Here is a 16,736-nt window from a genome sequence, read left to right on the forward strand (position 1 = left end):
TAGTCAGTAAAAGGGGAAGCATTATGAAACGACGGAAATTTTTGGCTGCAACAGCCTTTTTGATAGGGTCTGGCCATCGTTTGGCATGGTCCACCCCACAACAATATACAGCAGGAAACCCTATGCTGCTCGTAGGTTTTGCTGCTGGCGGAGCGGGAGACATCGCATCGCGCGTTGTCACGAATTTTGTCAAGCAAGAACGCGGTCTCGCTGCGATGCCGGATTTCCGGCCGGGGGCGGGCGGCACAATTGCAACCGATCAGGTGCGTAGAGCGCCAGCTGATGGCTCGATCCTATCGTTATATTCGGTCAGCCCGATATTGGTCGCGCCTCATCTGCAGAAAGTACCGTACGACGTCACAAAGGACTTCACCTATATTGCAAGTTACGCTGGAATTTCTGTTCCCTGTTTCGTTCGCAAAGACAGTCCATTAGAGACTTGGGATCAACTTTTGGACTATTGCCGTAAAAGTCCATCGAAGCTGAAATGGGCGACTGCAGCACCGCGTGGCCTTGCTCATATCGCCACAGAGGCGGCGTTTCGCGAGGAGACTGCCAAAGCGACATTCGTACCCTTTCGCGGTGGTGCCGATGCTGTGACCGCACTCCTTGGCGGGCACATCGACATGGTAGTCTCATCAGATTTCGGTCCCCATCTGGCCGCTGGATCAATACGCCTTTTGGCCGAGACCAGTCCGAACCCGAGAGTCAGCCGACCTGGCATCGTGAGTTTTGCGGAACGCGGCTATCCAGTTGCAATTCCCGCTTCATATGGACTGTTTGGTCCAGCGGGGTTGCCTTCCGAAATCATCTCCTGGTGGGAAAGCGCCCTCAGAGAAATGGTGGATAGTCCGATGTATTCTGACTTTTTGAAACTCATTAACGGCTATCCGTTGTTCCATAAAAGTGAAGAGTTCACACACATGGTTAGAGAGGGATATACGAATATCGGACATCAGATCGAGACGATGGGGGTGCATCTGTGACCCTTGCTCGCCTCGTTCCTTACGCGCTGTCAATGATCGGACTTGGAGCCGCGGCAAGCGGATTTCGCATGCATCTATGGGAGAACGGCGAACCTGCAGCTGGTCTGTTTCCGTTTCTTGCCGCTCTGTTGTTGATTTTCACAAGTTTGCTCTGCACGGTACAGGCTGTCCCCGCCGAAGAGCCAGTCGAGCTCCCGCGCGTCTTCGCTTATTGCGCAGCGCTTGCGCTCTTCTGCGCGTCGCTAGAAATACTGGGATTTGCCGTCGCGACGTTCCTGTTCCTTGCGGGCGTTCTGATGTTCATTGAGAAAATGAGATGGCATGCCGCGGGATTGTTTGCGGCTGGGGCCGCGCTATCAACGTGGATTTTGTTTGAAACCCTTCTCTCCGTTCCACTGCCGCATGGCGTTTGGAGGCTGTAATGTTGGATTCCCTTTCGCAGCTTATGATGGGCCTCAGCATCGCTCTCGAACCGACCAATGTCGCAGTTGCTCTTCTCGGTGCTGTTTTGGGCACAGCTGTCGGGGTTCTTCCTGGCCTTGGACCATCGGCGACAGTCAGCCTTTTATTGCCTGTTACGATGGCACTCGATCAAACAAGTGCCATCATTCTACTCGCAGGCATCTATTATGGATCCCAATATGGTGGTTCTATAACGTCAGTACTCATGCGGGTTCCAGGTGAGGCTTCCAGTGTGATGACCTGTTTCGACGGCTATCCGATGGCCAAACAAGGCCGAGCTGGAGCCGCACTCGGTATTAGCGCGTTTGGAAGCTTTATCGCAGGTATTTCGGCAACCCTGGCAATCGCCGTTGTGGGTCCGGCCTTTACCAAAGTGGCCCTTGCATTTGGGCCAGTCGAAAAATCGGCGATTGTTTTGTTGGGGCTTGTACTGGCCGCCAGCGTTGGCGAGGGACCGCGTATCCGGGCTTGGGCTATGGTCGCGCTTGGCTTGCTTCTTTCAACTGTTGGCGTCGACCTGATATCCGGGCAAGAACGGTTTACTTTTGAAGTTAGCTTCCTGCGCGATGGGTTCGATATAGCTGTTCTCGCGATGGGTCTGTTTGGCATGAGCGAGGTCTTGATGCTGATACAGCGGAAAGAAGCGCACGAGACAACAAAAATGCCTTCGTATCGATTACGTGAACTACTTCCGAGCCGAACAGAATGGAGGGCGTCAGGCGGGCCGATTGCGCGTGGGACGGTTCTTGGCTTTTTCCTCGGTCTTCTGCCTGGAGGGGGTGCACTTGTGGCGGGCTTCGCAAGCTACTTGATGGAGAAAAAGCTGTCTCGTTCGCCTGAGCGCTTCGGGAAAGGGGCCATTGAAGGAGTCGCAGGTCCGGAAAGTGCCAATAATGCTGCTGCACAGGCCAGTTTTATTCCGATGCTCTGTCTCGGAATTCCAGCCAATGCCGTGATCGGTATCATTATGGGAGCGCTCTTGATGCAAAACGTCGTTCCCGGGCCGCAGATAATCTCGGAACATCCGCAACTCTTCTGGGGCATTGTCGCAAGCATGTTAATCGGCAATGCAATGCTCGTTGTTCTCAATGTGCCTCTGATCAGGGTTTTTGTCCTTCTATTGAAGGTTCCGCAAACCGTCCTGGCGCCGCTGATTGTCCTGTTTTGCGTCATTGGCGCATTCAGCCTTAGCAACAGCATGTTTGATGTTGGTGTGGTCGTCGGATGTGGTGTATTCGCCTATGGATTGCGCAAAGCTGGCTTCGATATGGCCCCGCTTCTGCTCGCATTTCTGCTAGGCTCCTTGCTTGAGGAAAATCTGCGACAAAGTCTTATACTTGGTGAGGGTCATCCCGTGATTTTCCTAGAAAGCCCAATCAGTGTCTGCCTTATTCTGTTTACCCTAGCTATCCTGATTGTGCCTCTGGTAAAATCCATCGGAATGCGGCTCGTCAGTGGAACGGCATAGCAAGATTGGTGCGCCAGCAAATGAGCTGTCGTGCTCTGACCGATCTTCTTAAACTCGAACACTTTCCCGGCACAGTGATGAAGCTTGAATCATGAGTGCCAATCATATGCGACAGAAACATGAGAGACGGATATGCAGAACGAGTACCTCAAAACGATCGAACAACGGCTTTTGTGGCTTTCGCATTGGATGATCCACCATGCCAACCACGTCCGACCTAAAGAAGACGGGATCAAGGTAGGTGGTCATCAGGCTTCTTCTGCCTCTCTGGTGTCGATTATGACTGCCCTTTATTTTTCAGCGCTTCGTCCGCAGGACCGTGTTGCAGTCAAACCACATGCCTCGCCGGTTTTTCACGCAATTCAGTATCTAATGGGCAATCAAACGCGAGAAAAGATGGAGAACTTTCGAGGGTTCCAAGGGGTACAGAGTTATCCCAGCCGGACGAAGGACGTGGATGACGTTGATTTCTCGACGGGTTCCGTTGGCCTTGGTGTTGCGATCACCTCCTTTGCCTCACTGATTCAGGATTATATCGTTTCAAAGGAATGGGGCAGGGATGAATTTCCTGGCCGTATGATCGCACTGGTGGGCGATGCCGAACTTGATGAGGGGAATATTTACGAGTGCCTGCAGGAAGGTTGGAAGCACGGCTTGCGCAACACCTGGTGGATTATCGATTATAACCGACAATCGCTGGATGGGATTGTTCAAGAAGGATTGTTTCGCCGGATTGAGGACATTTTCAATGCTTTCGACTGGGATGTCATCAGGATCAAATATGGTGCGCTACAACGTGCCGCATTTGAAGAGATGGGCGGGGAACAGCTTCGGGATTGGATCGATAACTGCCCGAACCAGCTTTATTCTGCGTTGACGTTCATGGGCGGCGCTGTCTGGCGCAAGCACCTGATGGATGATCTGGGCGATCAGGGCGACGTCTCCGCCCTGATCGAAAGGCGCAACGATGTTGAACTTGCAGAATTGATGGAAAATCTTGGGGGCAACTGCGTCGCCACTATGGCCGAGACGTTCGCTGCGATTGACCATGACAGACCGGTCTGCTTCCTCGCTTACACTATTAAGGGTTGGGGCACGCCGATCGCTGGGCATAAGGACAATCATGGCGGCCTCATGACCAGGGCTCAGATGTCGGCATGGCAGTCACATATGGGTGTTTTAGAAGGAGAGGAATGGGAGAAGTGGGCAACCGTCGCTGCCCCCCAGGAGCTTCAGTCTTTTCTTGATACCATACCGTTTTTTACTGGTGGCGAACGCCGTTATCATGACATTCCCGTCCCAGTGCCTTTGATCGTAGCAGGGGAGGAACGGGAAATCTCGACGCAGATGGCGTTTGGTAAGATTCTGGACGAATTGTCGAAGTCCGATTCGGAGCTTGCTGCGCGCATCCTGACCGCGTCGCCTGACGTGACCGGTACGACCAATCTTGGACCCTGGGTCAACCGGCGAAAACTGTTTGCCCGCGATCAGCGTCCTGACACTTTCATAGATCAGAAGATCCCTTCGACCGCGAAATGGGAATTTGGGCCAACTGGCCAGCACATCGAACTAGGCATTGCTGAAATGAACCTGTTTCTACTGCTGGGAGCGGCTGGTCTATCGCATTCTCTTTTCGGAAAGCGGTTGATACCGATTGGGACGGTTTACGACCCATTCGTGGCACGAGGTTTGGATGCATTGAATTACGCCTGCTATCAGGATGCGCGCTTCATGATCGTAGGAACCCCATCAGGTGTGACATTGGCGCCGGAAGGCGGTGCCCATCAATCTATCGGATCTCCCTTGATTGGAATCTCACAGGATGGACTTGCGGCTTTTGAACCGGCTTTTGCTGACGAACTTGCCGTAATCATGGGGTGGGCATTTGACTATATGCAGCGGGATGGAAGTGCTGATCCTGATGAACGGACCTGGCTAAGAGATGAAACTGGTGGATCGGTCTATCTGCGGCTTTCAACAAACCCGATCGAACAACCGGCAAAGCGGCTCGACGATAGTTTTCGACAGGGCACCATTGATGGCGCATATTGGCTACGTAAGCCTGGACCGAATTGTGAAGTAGTCATAGCCTATCAGGGAGTGATCGCTCCTGAGTCCATTAAAGCTGCCGGTCTCATCGGCGAGAGTAGGCGCGATATAGGGGTGTTGGCGGTAACATCTGCCGATCGCTTGCATGCAGGCTGGACTGCGGCGCAGCGGGCCCGTGCTCGAGGTATCACACAAGCTGAGTGCCACGTGGAGCAACTGATGAAGGACGTCCCTTCGCACTGCAAGCTTGTGACAGTTATCGACGGCCACCCAGCAACCCTGTCTTGGCTTGGATCAGTCACAGGCCACCGAACTATCCCGCTCGGCGTCGAACATTTTGGGCAGACCGGAACTATCGGCGATCTTTATCGCCATTTTGGTATAGACGCCCGAGGGATAGTCGAGAAGGTGAATGGGCTGACTCCTGGCAAACCTGCGCTGGACTTCGTTGCCTGACGGAATTCACCACGCTATTTGCCTTCGGCTGGAGCGCGTTCGTATACCAATGCGCTCCATTCCTACTTTTATCTAGCTCGATACGATTTGTTTCTAATCCATAGTCATCACGGCAGCATTATCGGTGCTGCTGAAGTTGCGGTTCAGTGACAACCTCCACAATCTTGCGTGAGCGAATAAAGCCGCCAAGGTCTTTTCCATGCATTCCGTTGAAAAGATTAACGAGCGTTCTGCGAGATATGGGTTTGGTACGAAGCTGCACGATCTTCATGTCTCGCAGTGGTTGATCTCTATCTTCATCCTCGATCAACGAGTTGCGAAAAGAGACTAGATCCTCGCGTGCTTCCTCGCGCGTTTCATAAAACTGTCGCGCAGATTGTGCCGGATCTTCGCCGTAGGTGTAAGTGTAGAAAGTGAAGCAATGCCCGGCTTCCTGTTTGGTAATAGCCATTTTTCACGGTTCCAGTTAGAGCAATCGCGGTACGCCCCCGCTTCAATGCTCATTGACCCCTTGGTGATCGGGGAGTTGCAACCGTCACGAAACGGCCCTGTGGCCTTTAGCCGGAGGCCTGTTGCATACGCCACAGGCTCCCCGACCAGAAGGTCAAGGAGAAATGGTGCCGTAGCAGCCGACACCAACTTTCGTGAGGGGTTTGCACGCCCCAAGGCAGCGCGTCACTGCCTTAAGTTCACTCTAGTATACTGAACTCACGTTGTCGCTTTCTTTCTGCAAGCAATTTCATGCTTCAACAGCTTCAACCAAGCTAATAGCGGCGGCGCAGGCGTACGATTGGGGAAACCGCAGTCATCCGAATAAAGCGTGACGTCGGTTCAGTCAGCTAACCGTCGCCGGGCCCAGTCCAGGCAGGTCCAGTCGGCTTCACCAGCTGGCGAAATGTCTTGAAGCCGGGTCGGCTCCCGCTTTTTGACAATTGGCCATTCAGACGAATGGCTGCTCAGCCAATCGTCTGAATGAACAGTTGATTGGTAACGATATCCCTCGTCGGCCATTATCGAGACGATTGTCTTATCCGGCGCCTGTCGCGCTAGCCAGCTTCCTACAAGAGCAGACGCTCCGCTGGTGGGGCCAACAAATATAGCCTTGTTTCGATACAAACTACGCGTTTTTGAAAAGGCTTGTAGAGCTCCGATCCAATGTACCTCATCAATCAGTTCATGATCGAGGTTTTTCGGTAAGATGCTGTTTCCAAGTCCGCGTAAGAGACGCGGACCGGCTTGTTGTCCAAACAATACGCTGTTGTTTGTATCGACCGCAACCGCCCGCATTTTAGGGTAGATTTCCCTTAGATAACGGGTTGTACCACAGAGTGAGCCGCCGGATCCAACGCACCCAACCAAACAATCGATCTGGCCCAAATGATTAACGATGACTTCCGCAAGCCGCGAATAAGCCGCCGAATTGTCAGGATTGTCGTACTGTCTCGGCCAGTAGGTCCCCGGTTTCTCACCAAGCACGCGATATAATTCAGCGAGGCGGCCGTCCTGATTTCCTGTTTGACCTGGATCTTTCACCAGCTTCACTGTGCTACCCAGTTGCTCGAGCCGGTTCTTGAACGGTTGATCCATAAGACTTGTGGCGCTGACAACGGTAAGTTGATAGCCTCGGATGGCTGACAGCATTGCTAGTGCAAGCGCAAATGTTCCGGAACTCGTTTCAACTATATGACCACTAGGCTGTAACAAACCGTTTTGTTCTGCTCTGTCCAACACGTAACGGGCCGGTAGTAGTTTCATCAGGCGGAACTGTGCTGCATAAAAATTTGGACGCAGCTCGATTATTTGTGGTGTTTCGTAACCATGGAGAAAGGACTTCGTTTTCATGGTTGTTCCTTCAGCAATTGCACGTCGAGGTTCACGGCGAACTGGTGGACGTTTGTGAAGCCTTGCTTGGAAGCTGTTTTAGCAGCCGTTTCGACCTTGTCCGCTACATCGGGGTCGCGGGCGTCCATTAAGAGGCCCATTCGGTTTCCACTGTGGGCGATTTGTACGCCGAGTGCGCCGCAATTTTCTGCAAGTCTCAAAAGGTCGGCAAGGTGCGTCTTGGGGAGATAGCGTTGGTTTATCCGCGCACTTGCTGTTGCGACGTGGCCCAGCAAACCAACGTTCTGTTCCAGAATTGCCTTCCGAGCAAGGCCGCGCAGGACGCGAAAGCTCTCGATCTCGGATCGATCGTAGCGAGCAGGTGCAAATGTGAGGGTATCTACGGGTACATCGTTGGGAGAGATGAATCCTACAATCAGCAAAGGCGGATAGTCACCAGGGAGGTATTCAATCACATGGCCTTCCCTTTGCGCGAACAGAACTGCCTGCGGGCCGAATACTATGGAGTCGCTGGCGGTTTCGGCCGCAACAGCCAGGCGACAAATGATTGCCCGGTTTAATTCAACGCCCATAGCCGCAGATACGGCTCGTATTGTCGCAACGACATCCGCAGTCGATGAACCATAACCAAGGCTCATGGGTATCTTTGATTCAATAGTAAGACAGCCTCCAGCATCAAATTGCCCTAACGCCTCGAATGTCAACCGAGCCGCACGGGCTGCTTTCAACATACCCGCCGGGCGAGTGCGGACCTCGTTTCTCTCGTCAGGCCAGAACGTGGCGACAGATTCGAAAGATGGGCAGGGCAGCGTGATTAAACCTCTGTGTAAGCGTTCGTCGTCATCAGTGAACACGCCTTGGAGGATCTCACCGTGATGAGCGGTTGCTCGACCGGTTCCGACACCAAGGGATCTTGGGTGCCGAAGGTCTCTGGAAAAACTTAAGTCATCTGGAAGTGAACGGGGAAAAGACATCGATTTTCCTCCCATAATGATGGACTTAGTAGTATGGGGACTGAATAGATTGGTGTCTCTCCTCATTTTTGAGGAGAAAATTTAACTTGACGCGCCCTACTCGAAGGAAAATTTCCTGACGGTGGACGAATTCCAGTTTGTACTAATAAAACTCTGCGCGTGAAGTATTGAGGCTAGATATCGCGTAGAGCGAAGAACGACTGCATTGTGGAAGCGCGCCTTGGCAAGGCTTTTTTACGCGCCTGCCTCTGATTTCGAACGATTGAGGCAAGGAGGGGCGTCCTCCGAGCGCATGATGGAGTGGCTGACCGTTGAACAAACGAATAGAATACCGGTCACCAGGCGAAGCGACCCTGGCTTGGCTCATAATATAAAAAATATGACAAGTTAAATCATTCTGCGGTAGAGCGGATTTGTTCAAACACATTGCGTGTGAATTCAAACTGCCGCGCAGTTCCTCGTCCCATTGAATTGCGTCCAAGTGTCTCCGTGAGGATGCCACGTTGTACTAGCTGATCCATCGTTTCGATGACGCCACCACGAGTCAATCCGGTAATTTTCATGACAGATGAGAGGGTTAAGGGTTCGTGTGCCTGATGCATCATGTAAAGTACATTCAACATCCCGATCTGTTTGATCCGGGATTGCGGAGATTCACCTTCTGTCGGTTTTTCCAAGATCTCTCGAAGGCCAAAAAGAGCCAATGCCTGATTTTGCCATCGTTCGCTTAAATTGCTTGCCATTCTTTTAACTATCGATTATTTGTATAGTAATGAAGTTAGGGCACAACGACATCTGACAACGTGTCCAACAACAAATCGGAGGATGGGAGGCATGAACAGCTTTCTCTTTCGTGGTGCCGTAGCAGCTTTCGGGTTCGCTTCATTATACCTTAGTTCGGATCAAAACGCTCGCGCCGATGACTGGGGCTGTACGGTTATCCTGTGCTTATCCAATCCCGGTGGACCGACACAATATGCAGAATGCCGTCCACCGGTGCAAAAGTTATGGCGGTGGCTTGCCAGAGGAAAGTCTTTTCCGAGCTGCAATGGTGCAGGATTTCAGTACTCCCGACCTCGTTATGATCCGTTTTATTGCAAGGACGGGTATCGTCTAACCGTCGCATATACGGGTAGAGGACGTGAAGCATCTTGCGTTTCCATGACGACGCAGGTCGTCAGCAGAATCTTGTGCAGACATAACCGCGATGGGCTAGGCAATGATGATCGCGTGATTGTCGACGCCAGATGGAGGTCGGAAAACGGATACCTTCAGTGCGTAGGCAATACGACTGCGCGACCGCGTGTTCGGGAAAAGCCAAACTATATTGATGTAACGATCGATGGAGTCGGTAAGAAGAGGGTGTGGTTCTAGTCATGCCCGTGTCTTTTGTAGATCTTGCACAAAGCTGTGCGCCGTTAGTTGCGCACGAAACACTTGCCGGTGTTGTCAGCCTCGAAAGCCGCTTTAAACCATTCAACATCCGCATCAACAGCGGCCCTTCACTAGAGCGACAACCGGCATCGAAAGCCGAGGCGATAAAGATCGCCACCGCTCTGGCCGTCGAACACCAAGATATTCAACTAGGTCTCGCGGGAATAGGTCTTGATGATCTGAGGAAACTCAAGCTGACGATTTCTGATGCTTTCGATCTATGTCTGAATCTAAAGGCTAGCGCCACACTGCTGGACAGCTTCTATCGCCGCGCAGTGAAGGCTGGTGCCGATAATGCCAGAGCCGAACGGGCAATGCTCCAGTCATTTTACGGTCGCGGAGATCCCTCTGTCGGTTCAACAGTCAAATACGACAGGCAGGTGCAGCGTGAGATTCAACGGTTGAAACCGACGATTGCCAGCTTAACTGTCGGTGATCCTCAGGACGGACCTGCTTCGCCCGACATGATCGCAGATGTTGTAGCTGAAAACTCCGACAAGTGGGGTGCCTCCAACATTACCGCACCGTCATGGGATGTCTTCAATTCTCGGCGTCGCCAGTCCTCAATCTTCGTTTTCCAGAACAAGCATGGAGAAGAATGAAATGATCAATGGTTCCCGTATGAGCTCGGCTGCAACTTCAGCCTTTATGACGGCGGCAATCGTCGCAATCCTAGTTGAACCGGCCTTCGCCCAGGCCGCCGGGGTCGAATCCATCCTTCAAAACATCGTCGATCTCCTCACAGGCAACATCTTCAAGTTGATCGCGACTATCGCGGTGATCCTGATCGCGATCGCGTGGATGTTTGGCTACATGGACCTCCGTCGCGCTGGCTACTGGATCATTGGCATCGGTGTGATCGCCGGCTCTTCCGAGCTCGTCAGCACGATTGTCGGGAGTTGAGCGATGACGATATCGAGGCCAGCGCTTGAGGAAGATACGTTGTTCATCGCCTGCACGCGACCTGCAATGTACGCAGGCGTCACCATGGAAGCCATGGGAATGAACGTCATTGCGACGACGATTTTCTATCTCGCGGCCGGTTCTGTCGCCTATGCGCTCGTCGGGGTGGTTTTTCATTTTATCTTCCGCGCACTCGTCAAACATGACCACAACATGTTTCGCATTGTCGTGGCCTGGGTCGAGACGCGTGGGCGATCACGGAATACTTCCCATTGGGGTGGTAGCTCGATCTCTCCGCTGCGACTTTCCCGCCGGTTTTGACCTGCCACTAAGAATTTCCTCCAGATTGGATTAGAGTTCGGCCCATTGAGGACGGACTTATGAAGAAGCAGAGATTTACGGAAGAGCAGATCATTGGGGTGTTGAAGGAGCAGGAGGCGGGCGTTAAGGCCGCTGATCTTTGCCGCAAGCACGGGATTTCCGAGGCGACCTTTTACAACTGGAAGGCCAAATACGGCGGCATGGAAGTGTCGGAGGCCAAGCGTCTGAAGGCGCTTGAGGACGAGAATGCCAAGCTGAAGAAGTTGCTGGCCGAGCAGATGCTGGATGTTGCCGCTCTTCGTGAGCTTCTCGGAAAAAAATGGTAGGGCCTGCCGCAAAGCGTGACGCCGTTGCACATCTGAAGGATATATTGGGTCTTTCGGAGCGGCGGGCCTGCCAGATTGTGTCGGCTGATCGCAAGATGATCCGCTATCGGTCCTGCCGACCGCCGGAGGTCGAATTGCGAGCAAAGTTGCGCGATCTGGCCAACGAGCGACGACGGTTCGGCTACCGACGGCTGTTCATTCTGCTTCGGCGAGACGGAGAGCCTTCCGGGGTTAATCGCATCTATCGGCTGTATCGCGAGGAAGGTCTTTCCGTGCGCAAGCGGAAAGCCAGGCGTCGTGCTGTTGGCACGCGTGCCCCGATCCTCGTCGAAGCAAAGGCGAATGCTCGCTGGTCGCTGGATTTCGTCCACGATCAGTTCACCTGCGGCAGACGCTTCCGCATCCTCAATGTGGTTGACGACGTCACACGTGAATGCCTGGCGGCGATCCCGGACACATCTATCTCCGGTCGCCGTGTCGCGAGGGAGCTGACGACGCTTGTCGAGCGAAGAGGCAAGCCCGGCATGATTGTTTCAGACAACGGGACCGAACTGACCTCAAATGCCATCCTCGCCTGGTCGAAGGATCACAAGGTCGAGTGGCACTACATCGCGCCGGGAAGACCGATGCAAAACGGTTATGTCGAGAGTTTCAATGGCCGCATGCGCGACGAGTTACTCAACGAGAGCCTGTTCTTTGGTCTCGATCATGCCCGGAGCGCCATTGCCGAATGGGCCGACGATTACAACAATTTCCGGCCCCACTCATCGCTCGGATACCAGACCCCGGCAGATTATGCAGGGATCATCGCCGCAACCGGCTCCAACGCTACGCAATTTGGAAGCTTCGCGTTTCCGCCGGTTGCTCCCATCACGCCATGTGGCGTATCAAAAACCGCCGAGGCTCTAATCGCAGCCGGATGAAACTTCAGTGGCAGGTCAGTTTGACGAAAGGGATCTCGGCTTTGCCTGATATTTCAACGCTCAAATCCCGGGAGCTCGGGCCAGAGACTTTCATTCCCTATGTGCGTCATATTGATGAAGTGACCGTCGCTTTGGACTCGCGGGCGCTAATAGTGATGATCGCCCTCGAAGGCGTCTCGTTCGAGACCGCAGATATTCTGGATCTCAATGCTCTACACCGCGATCTCAACACGCTTTACAGGAACGTCGCCGACGAGCGACTTGCTTTATGGACCCATTTGATCCGACGTCGCGACAATTCTTATCCCGACGGGAGGTTTACAGCGACGTTCTCCGCTCAGCTCAACGAAAAATATCGCGAGCGCATGGTGGATGAGGATCTTTTTCACAATGGTCTCTATCTGACAATAGTGTGGTCGCCGCCAAGTGACCCTGCGGAAAAGGTAGCGAAGTTGCTTTCGCGTTTAACCCGTGCTCGCCATTCGGGTGACGAACTCGATGAGGAGGCACTGAAGAAACTCCGCGACAAGGTGGTCGATATCACGGCGGGGTTGAAGCGGTTTGAACCGCGGGTGTTGTCGCTTTACGATCATGACGGTCTACTATTTTCTGAGCCAAGCGAGGTCTTGCACCAACTCGTCGGCGGGCGAAAGGAGCCGGTCCCGCTCACCGAGGGCCGCATCGCTTCCGCAATCTATTCTGACCGTGTTATTATTGGTCGAGAAACGATCGAAATCCGGCAAGAAGCTGAAAGCCGCTTTGCCGGAATGCTGAGCTTTAAGGAATACCCCGCCACCACAAGGCCCAGCATGTTAGACGGCGTCTTGACCAGTCCCTTTGAACTGATTTTGTCGCAATCTTTTACCTTCGTCTCCAAAGCCGACGCCCGGACAATAATGGGCCGAAAGCAAAATCAGATGCTCAGTAGCGGTGATAAGGCAGCGTCGCAGATCGAAGAGCTCGACGATGCCATGGACGATCTGGAATCGAACCGGTTCGTTCTCGGCGAGCATCATTTGACGCTGACCGTTTTTGCTCCAACGGTAAAAGGACTGACTGATCATCTGGCAAAGGCACGCGCGAGCCTGACCAATGGTGGCGCTGTCGTCGCTCGCGAAGATCTCGGTCTCGAAGCTGCATGGTGGGCGCAGCTCCCTGGTAATTTTAGGTTTCGCGCGCGGTCTAGCGCAATCTCGTCGCGGAATTTCGCAGCACTTTCGCCATTCCATTCCTATCCGGTCGGCCAGAAAGACGGCAACGAATGGGGGACAGCTGTCGCGCTTCTCAAAACCGCATCCGGTTCGCCATACTATTTCAATTTCCATTATGGCGATCTCGGCAACGCTTTCATTTGTGGTCCCTCAGGCGCAGGCAAGACCGTGCTGCTCAACTTCATGCTGTCCCAGCTTGAAAAACACGATCCGCATGTGATCTTCTTTGACAAGGACCGCGGTGCTGATCTCTACGTCCGTGCCACCGGTGGCACTTATCACCCCCTTAAAAACGGCAAGTCCACCGGCTGCGCTCCTCTTAAGGCTCTGGACCTGACGCCAGAAAACAAGGTCTTTCTGGCAGACTGGATCGGAAAGCTGGTCGGGTCGGCGTCACGGGAGTTGTCTGTTACCGAGTTACGCGACATTTCAGCCTCTATTGATGGGCTCGCCGACCTCCCGGTCGAACAGCGCACGATCGGTGCGCTTCGGACTTTCCTCGACAATACGAACCCCGAAGGCATCGCCGCCCGGCTACGCAGGTGGGAAAAGGGAGGTCCGCTTGGCTGGGTCTTCGACAATGTCAATGAGGAGATAGGCTTCGGAAATTTCAGCGTCAGCAGAAAGATGGTTGGATACGACATGACTGATTTCCTGGATAATGAGGAAATACGCTCGCCCCTGATGGCTTATCTTTTCCATCGTGTCGAACAACTCATTGACGGTCGGCGCATCATCATCGTCATTGATGAATTCTGGAAGGCTTTGCAAGATGACGCCTTCCGGGACCTTGCGCAAAACAAGCTGAAGACGATCCGCAAACAAAATGGTCTCATGTTGTTCGCGACGCAAAGCCCGCGCGACGCGATCAATTCGCCGATTGCCCATACCATCATTGAGCAATGCCCAACCCAGATTTTTCTCCCGAACTCACGCGGAAGTCACGTCGATTATGTCGACGGCTTCAAGCTGACAGAGCGGGAATACGAGCTGATTGCACGTGAACTTAGCGTCGAAAGTCGCCGCTTCGTTCTGAAGCAGGGGCATAACAGCGTCGTGGCCGAACTGAACCTCAACGGCTTCGACGACGAACTCGCCATTCTTTCCGGCAGGACTGCCAACGTCGAGCTTGTGGACGCAATCCGCGGCGAGATCGGCGACAGGCTTGAGAACTGGCTACCCGTTTTCCAACAGCGAAGGAGTGCAAGCTGATGATTGCGAGCAGAGTTCACGGCGCAGTAGTTGTTGCGGTGTTGATCATTTCAGCTGGTACAGCAGCAGGGGAGGGAATTCCTGTGATCGACAGGACGTCCATCCTCAAACACATAGAAAGTATCACGCAGCTGAAATCACAGCTCGATGCGCTCCATCAGCAAATCGAGCAGGCGCAGCAACTCTATGGCTCGCTCAACAAACTGACCAACATGGCCGACGTCGCTGGTGTCCTGAACGATCCGGCAATTCGCAAGGCGCTTCCGCCTGATTTCGAAGCAATCGAGAAATTATTCAAAGGCAATGGATCAGGTGCGATCGGACAGTCTGCTTCCAAATTTCTCGAAGGCAATTCGAGCTATCGCACTGATGCCGATGATTTCTATGCGAAGGAGCTATCACGCGCCCAGAATAATAATGCTGGCCAGATGAGCCTCGGTCAGCAGGTCTACGATGCAGCTACGAAACGCATCGACGGAATCGACGAGTTGCGAGAGAAAATCTCTTCGGCCGGCGATGCCAAGGAGATCGCGGACCTCCAAGCCAGGCTTCAGGCCGAACAGGCATTCCTCCAGACAGATGTTTTACGGATGGAGGGATTGCAAATGCTCCAGCGCGCGCAGACCCGGGTCGACGGGCAGCGCAAGGCGGAAGATTGGCGCAAGCGCATGGATTCCATGAAGGCGGCGCTGCAATGAGGGTTCTTGTCACGATGGTCGTGCTTCTCGTCGTGACCGGCTGCTCCGAAGAGAAAATCACGACCTATTCCGTTGAGGAGTTGACGGCGGACGAGACGTTGCTCGTACGTGTCTTGTCCGAATGCCGCAATGATCCAGGCAACCAGCGTGATACGGCCAGGTGTGTGAACGCAGAAACTACCGACGGGAAACGAAGACTGCGCAAGATGCGTGAATTGCTGGGGAATTGATATCGTGTATCAGGTGTTCGACTTCATCGATGGGCAGTTTAAACAACCATTAGAGACGTTCGTTTCGGATGGCACGTCAAATATCGCACAATGGGTGACCGGGCCGTTGACCGCGGCCATCACCCTTTACATCGTGCTTTATGGCTATCTGGTGCTGCGCGGCTCGGTTGCTGAGCCGATCCTCGAATTCGTGTTCCGCACGATCAAGCTCGCCATCATCGTAATGCTGGTCAAAAACGCCGGTGAATACCAGACCTACGTCACGAACATTTTCTTCAATGTGCTACCGCATGAAATCGCGCAGGCGCTGAATTCCGGGACTACTCCAAGCGCCAGTACCTTTGACGGCCTTCTGGATAAAGGACAGACATCTGCCACCGACATCTGGTCGCGTGCCTCCTGGCCGATTGATATCGTCACAGGCGTTGCGGGGATGTTGGTGATCGCGGTGAGCTTTCTGGTTGCCGGTATCGGCTACGTTGTTTCGCTTTATGCACGTCTGGCACTGGCCATTGTGCTGGCGATTGGTCCCATCTTCATTGCATTAGCCATGTTTCAATCCACGCGACGTTTCACCGAAGCGTGGATAGGTCAGCTCGCAAACTTCGTCATCCTGCAGGTCCTCGTCGTCGCGGTGGGGGCGCTGCTGATCTCGTGCATCGATTCCACGTTTACCGCAATCGATGCTTACTCCGATGTCCTTATGCGTCCGATTGCTCTTTGCGCTATCGGGATCGCTGCCCTTTACGTCTTCTATCAACTCCCCGGCGTTGCTTCGGCGCTTGCTGCTGGTGGAGCATCGCTTGCTTACGGTTACAGTGCTGCGCGCGATGCGCATGAGGGCATGCTTGCCCGTGGGACCAGAAGTACAGGTCGTGCCATCAAACACACGGCTCGGTTCGTTGGGCGAACGGTTGGTTCCAGGGGCATGAGTAAATGACATGCTCCACAACAACAGGAAAAGGTCTTTTCGAATGATCAGGTTTTCCTTGCTGATTGCGCTGGCAGCGGTGCTTTGTGGCTGCGCATCGCTGAACTATCCCTTGCCGAAGTGTGATGGTCAGTCCCGCCGTCCACTCAATCGCTCGATGTGGGAATGGGAAGGTGTGCGAGACCTGAAGCCCCCTCGGTTCGATACAAAATTGACGACGTCAACGACGCCTTACGCTGAGCAGACCGCTGAGTCAGCGGCCTTCGCTTGTTTCGACATCGATGCTTCGCGTCGTTCTTGCGCGGAGTGA

At 53.5% G+C, this 16,736-nt stretch carries 18 protein-coding genes; 14 read left to right on the forward strand and 4 right to left on the reverse strand.

Translation table 11 applies throughout. The features are described 5' to 3' along the window. Window positions 1–23: 23 nt before the first annotated feature. The 4 genes from CQZ93_RS15965 (at window position 24) to CQZ93_RS15980 (ending at window position 5,421) form a co-directional block, all read left to right on the forward strand. The gene (locus CQZ93_RS15965) at window positions 24–986 is read left to right on the forward strand and encodes a tripartite tricarboxylate transporter substrate binding protein (RefSeq protein ID WP_105543618.1); all 963 of its coding nucleotides are present in this window, start codon (window positions 24–26) and stop codon (window positions 984–986) included. A gap of 32 nt (window positions 987–1,018) precedes the next feature. After that, window positions 1,019–1,408 carry a tripartite tricarboxylate transporter TctB family protein gene (locus CQZ93_RS15970; RefSeq protein WP_286154270.1) on the forward strand — a complete coding sequence of 130 codons (390 nt, stop codon included), beginning with the start codon at window positions 1,019–1,021 and terminating at the stop codon, window positions 1,406–1,408. Continuing rightward, a complete protein-coding gene (locus tag CQZ93_RS15975) occupies window positions 1,408–2,916 on the forward strand; it encodes a tripartite tricarboxylate transporter permease (RefSeq protein WP_105543620.1) in 1,509 nt (502 codons plus the stop codon). The genes CQZ93_RS15970 and CQZ93_RS15975 overlap by 1 nt, the downstream gene beginning before the upstream one ends. 132 nt (window positions 2,917–3,048) lie before the next feature. Next, entirely contained in the window at window positions 3,049–5,421 is a 2,373-nt protein-coding gene (locus CQZ93_RS15980) for a thiamine pyrophosphate-binding protein (protein WP_105543621.1), read from the forward strand. A gap of 118 nt (window positions 5,422–5,539) precedes the next feature. Here CQZ93_RS15980 and CQZ93_RS15985 read toward each other — a convergent pair whose 3' ends face one another. The 4 genes from CQZ93_RS15985 to CQZ93_RS16000 all read right to left on the reverse strand — a co-directional run bounded on the left by CQZ93_RS15985 (window position 5,540) and on the right by CQZ93_RS16000 (window position 8,980). After that, entirely contained in the window at window positions 5,540–5,872 is a 333-nt protein-coding gene (locus CQZ93_RS15985; protein ID WP_105543622.1) for a hypothetical protein, read from the reverse strand. Between the two features lie 380 nt (window positions 5,873–6,252). Continuing rightward, the gene (locus CQZ93_RS15990) at window positions 6,253–7,263 is read right to left on the reverse strand and encodes a cysteine synthase family protein (RefSeq protein WP_105543623.1); all 1,011 of its coding nucleotides are present in this window, start codon (window positions 7,261–7,263) and stop codon (window positions 6,253–6,255) included. Next, window positions 7,260–8,237 (reverse strand): GHMP family kinase ATP-binding protein, encoded by a 978-nt coding sequence (locus tag CQZ93_RS15995; protein WP_105543624.1) that lies wholly within the window; start codon window positions 8,235–8,237, stop codon window positions 7,260–7,262. The genes CQZ93_RS15990 and CQZ93_RS15995 overlap by 4 nt, the downstream gene beginning before the upstream one ends. A 392-nt stretch (window positions 8,238–8,629) precedes the next feature. Continuing rightward, complete coding sequence (locus tag CQZ93_RS16000; protein WP_105543625.1) at window positions 8,630–8,980, reverse strand: transcriptional regulator; 351 nt, start codon at window positions 8,978–8,980, stop codon at window positions 8,630–8,632. A 91-nt stretch (window positions 8,981–9,071) separates the two neighbouring features. Between CQZ93_RS16000 and CQZ93_RS27000 the strand changes: the two genes are divergently transcribed. From CQZ93_RS27000 to CQZ93_RS27005, 10 genes are all read left to right on the forward strand, one after another. Next, window positions 9,072–9,611: a hypothetical protein gene (locus CQZ93_RS27000; RefSeq protein WP_105543626.1), complete on the forward strand. Its 540-nt coding sequence runs from the start codon at window positions 9,072–9,074 to the stop codon at window positions 9,609–9,611. 2 nt (window positions 9,612–9,613) lie between these two features. Next, window positions 9,614–10,273 carry a lytic transglycosylase domain-containing protein gene (locus CQZ93_RS16010; RefSeq protein ID WP_105543627.1) on the forward strand — a complete coding sequence of 220 codons (660 nt, stop codon included), beginning with the start codon at window positions 9,614–9,616 and terminating at the stop codon, window positions 10,271–10,273. Window position 10,274: 1 nt separating this feature from the next. After that, window positions 10,275–10,574 (forward strand): TrbC/VirB2 family protein, encoded by a 300-nt coding sequence (locus CQZ93_RS16015; RefSeq protein WP_105543628.1) that lies wholly within the window; start codon window positions 10,275–10,277, stop codon window positions 10,572–10,574. Between the two features lie 3 nt (window positions 10,575–10,577). Continuing rightward, a complete protein-coding gene (locus CQZ93_RS16020) occupies window positions 10,578–10,895 on the forward strand; it encodes a VirB3 family type IV secretion system protein (RefSeq protein ID WP_105543629.1) in 318 nt (105 codons plus the stop codon). A 59-nt stretch (window positions 10,896–10,954) separates the two neighbouring features. Next, a protein-coding gene (locus tag CQZ93_RS16025) for an IS3 family transposase (RefSeq protein WP_105543491.1) occupies window positions 10,955–12,144 on the forward strand; the annotation gives its coding sequence in 2 pieces (ribosomal slippage) (window positions 10,955–11,207 and window positions 11,207–12,144; 1,191 coding nt in all). A gap of 41 nt (window positions 12,145–12,185) precedes the next feature. After that, window positions 12,186–14,567: a VirB4 family type IV secretion/conjugal transfer ATPase gene (locus CQZ93_RS16030; protein ID WP_105545171.1), complete on the forward strand. Its 2,382-nt coding sequence runs from the start codon at window positions 12,186–12,188 to the stop codon at window positions 14,565–14,567. After that, window positions 14,567–15,265, forward strand: coding sequence for a P-type DNA transfer protein VirB5 (gene virB5, locus CQZ93_RS16035; protein WP_105543630.1), 699 nt, complete (start codon window positions 14,567–14,569; stop codon window positions 15,263–15,265). The genes CQZ93_RS16030 and virB5 overlap by 1 nt, the downstream gene beginning before the upstream one ends. Beyond that, entirely contained in the window at window positions 15,262–15,495 is a 234-nt protein-coding gene (locus CQZ93_RS16040; RefSeq protein WP_105543631.1) for an EexN family lipoprotein, read from the forward strand. Before virB5 ends, CQZ93_RS16040 begins: the two co-directional genes overlap by 4 nt. A 4-nt stretch (window positions 15,496–15,499) precedes the next feature. Next, entirely contained in the window at window positions 15,500–16,435 is a 936-nt protein-coding gene (locus CQZ93_RS16045) for a TrbL/VirB6 family protein (protein ID WP_105543632.1), read from the forward strand. 34 nt (window positions 16,436–16,469) lie between these two features. After that, complete coding sequence (locus CQZ93_RS27005; protein WP_105543633.1) at window positions 16,470–16,736, forward strand: hypothetical protein; 267 nt, start codon at window positions 16,470–16,472, stop codon at window positions 16,734–16,736.

Origin of the sequence: Ochrobactrum vermis (assembly GCF_002975205.1) — a bacterium.
In the GTDB taxonomy this organism is placed as follows: domain Bacteria; phylum Pseudomonadota; class Alphaproteobacteria; order Rhizobiales; family Rhizobiaceae; genus Brucella; species Brucella vermis.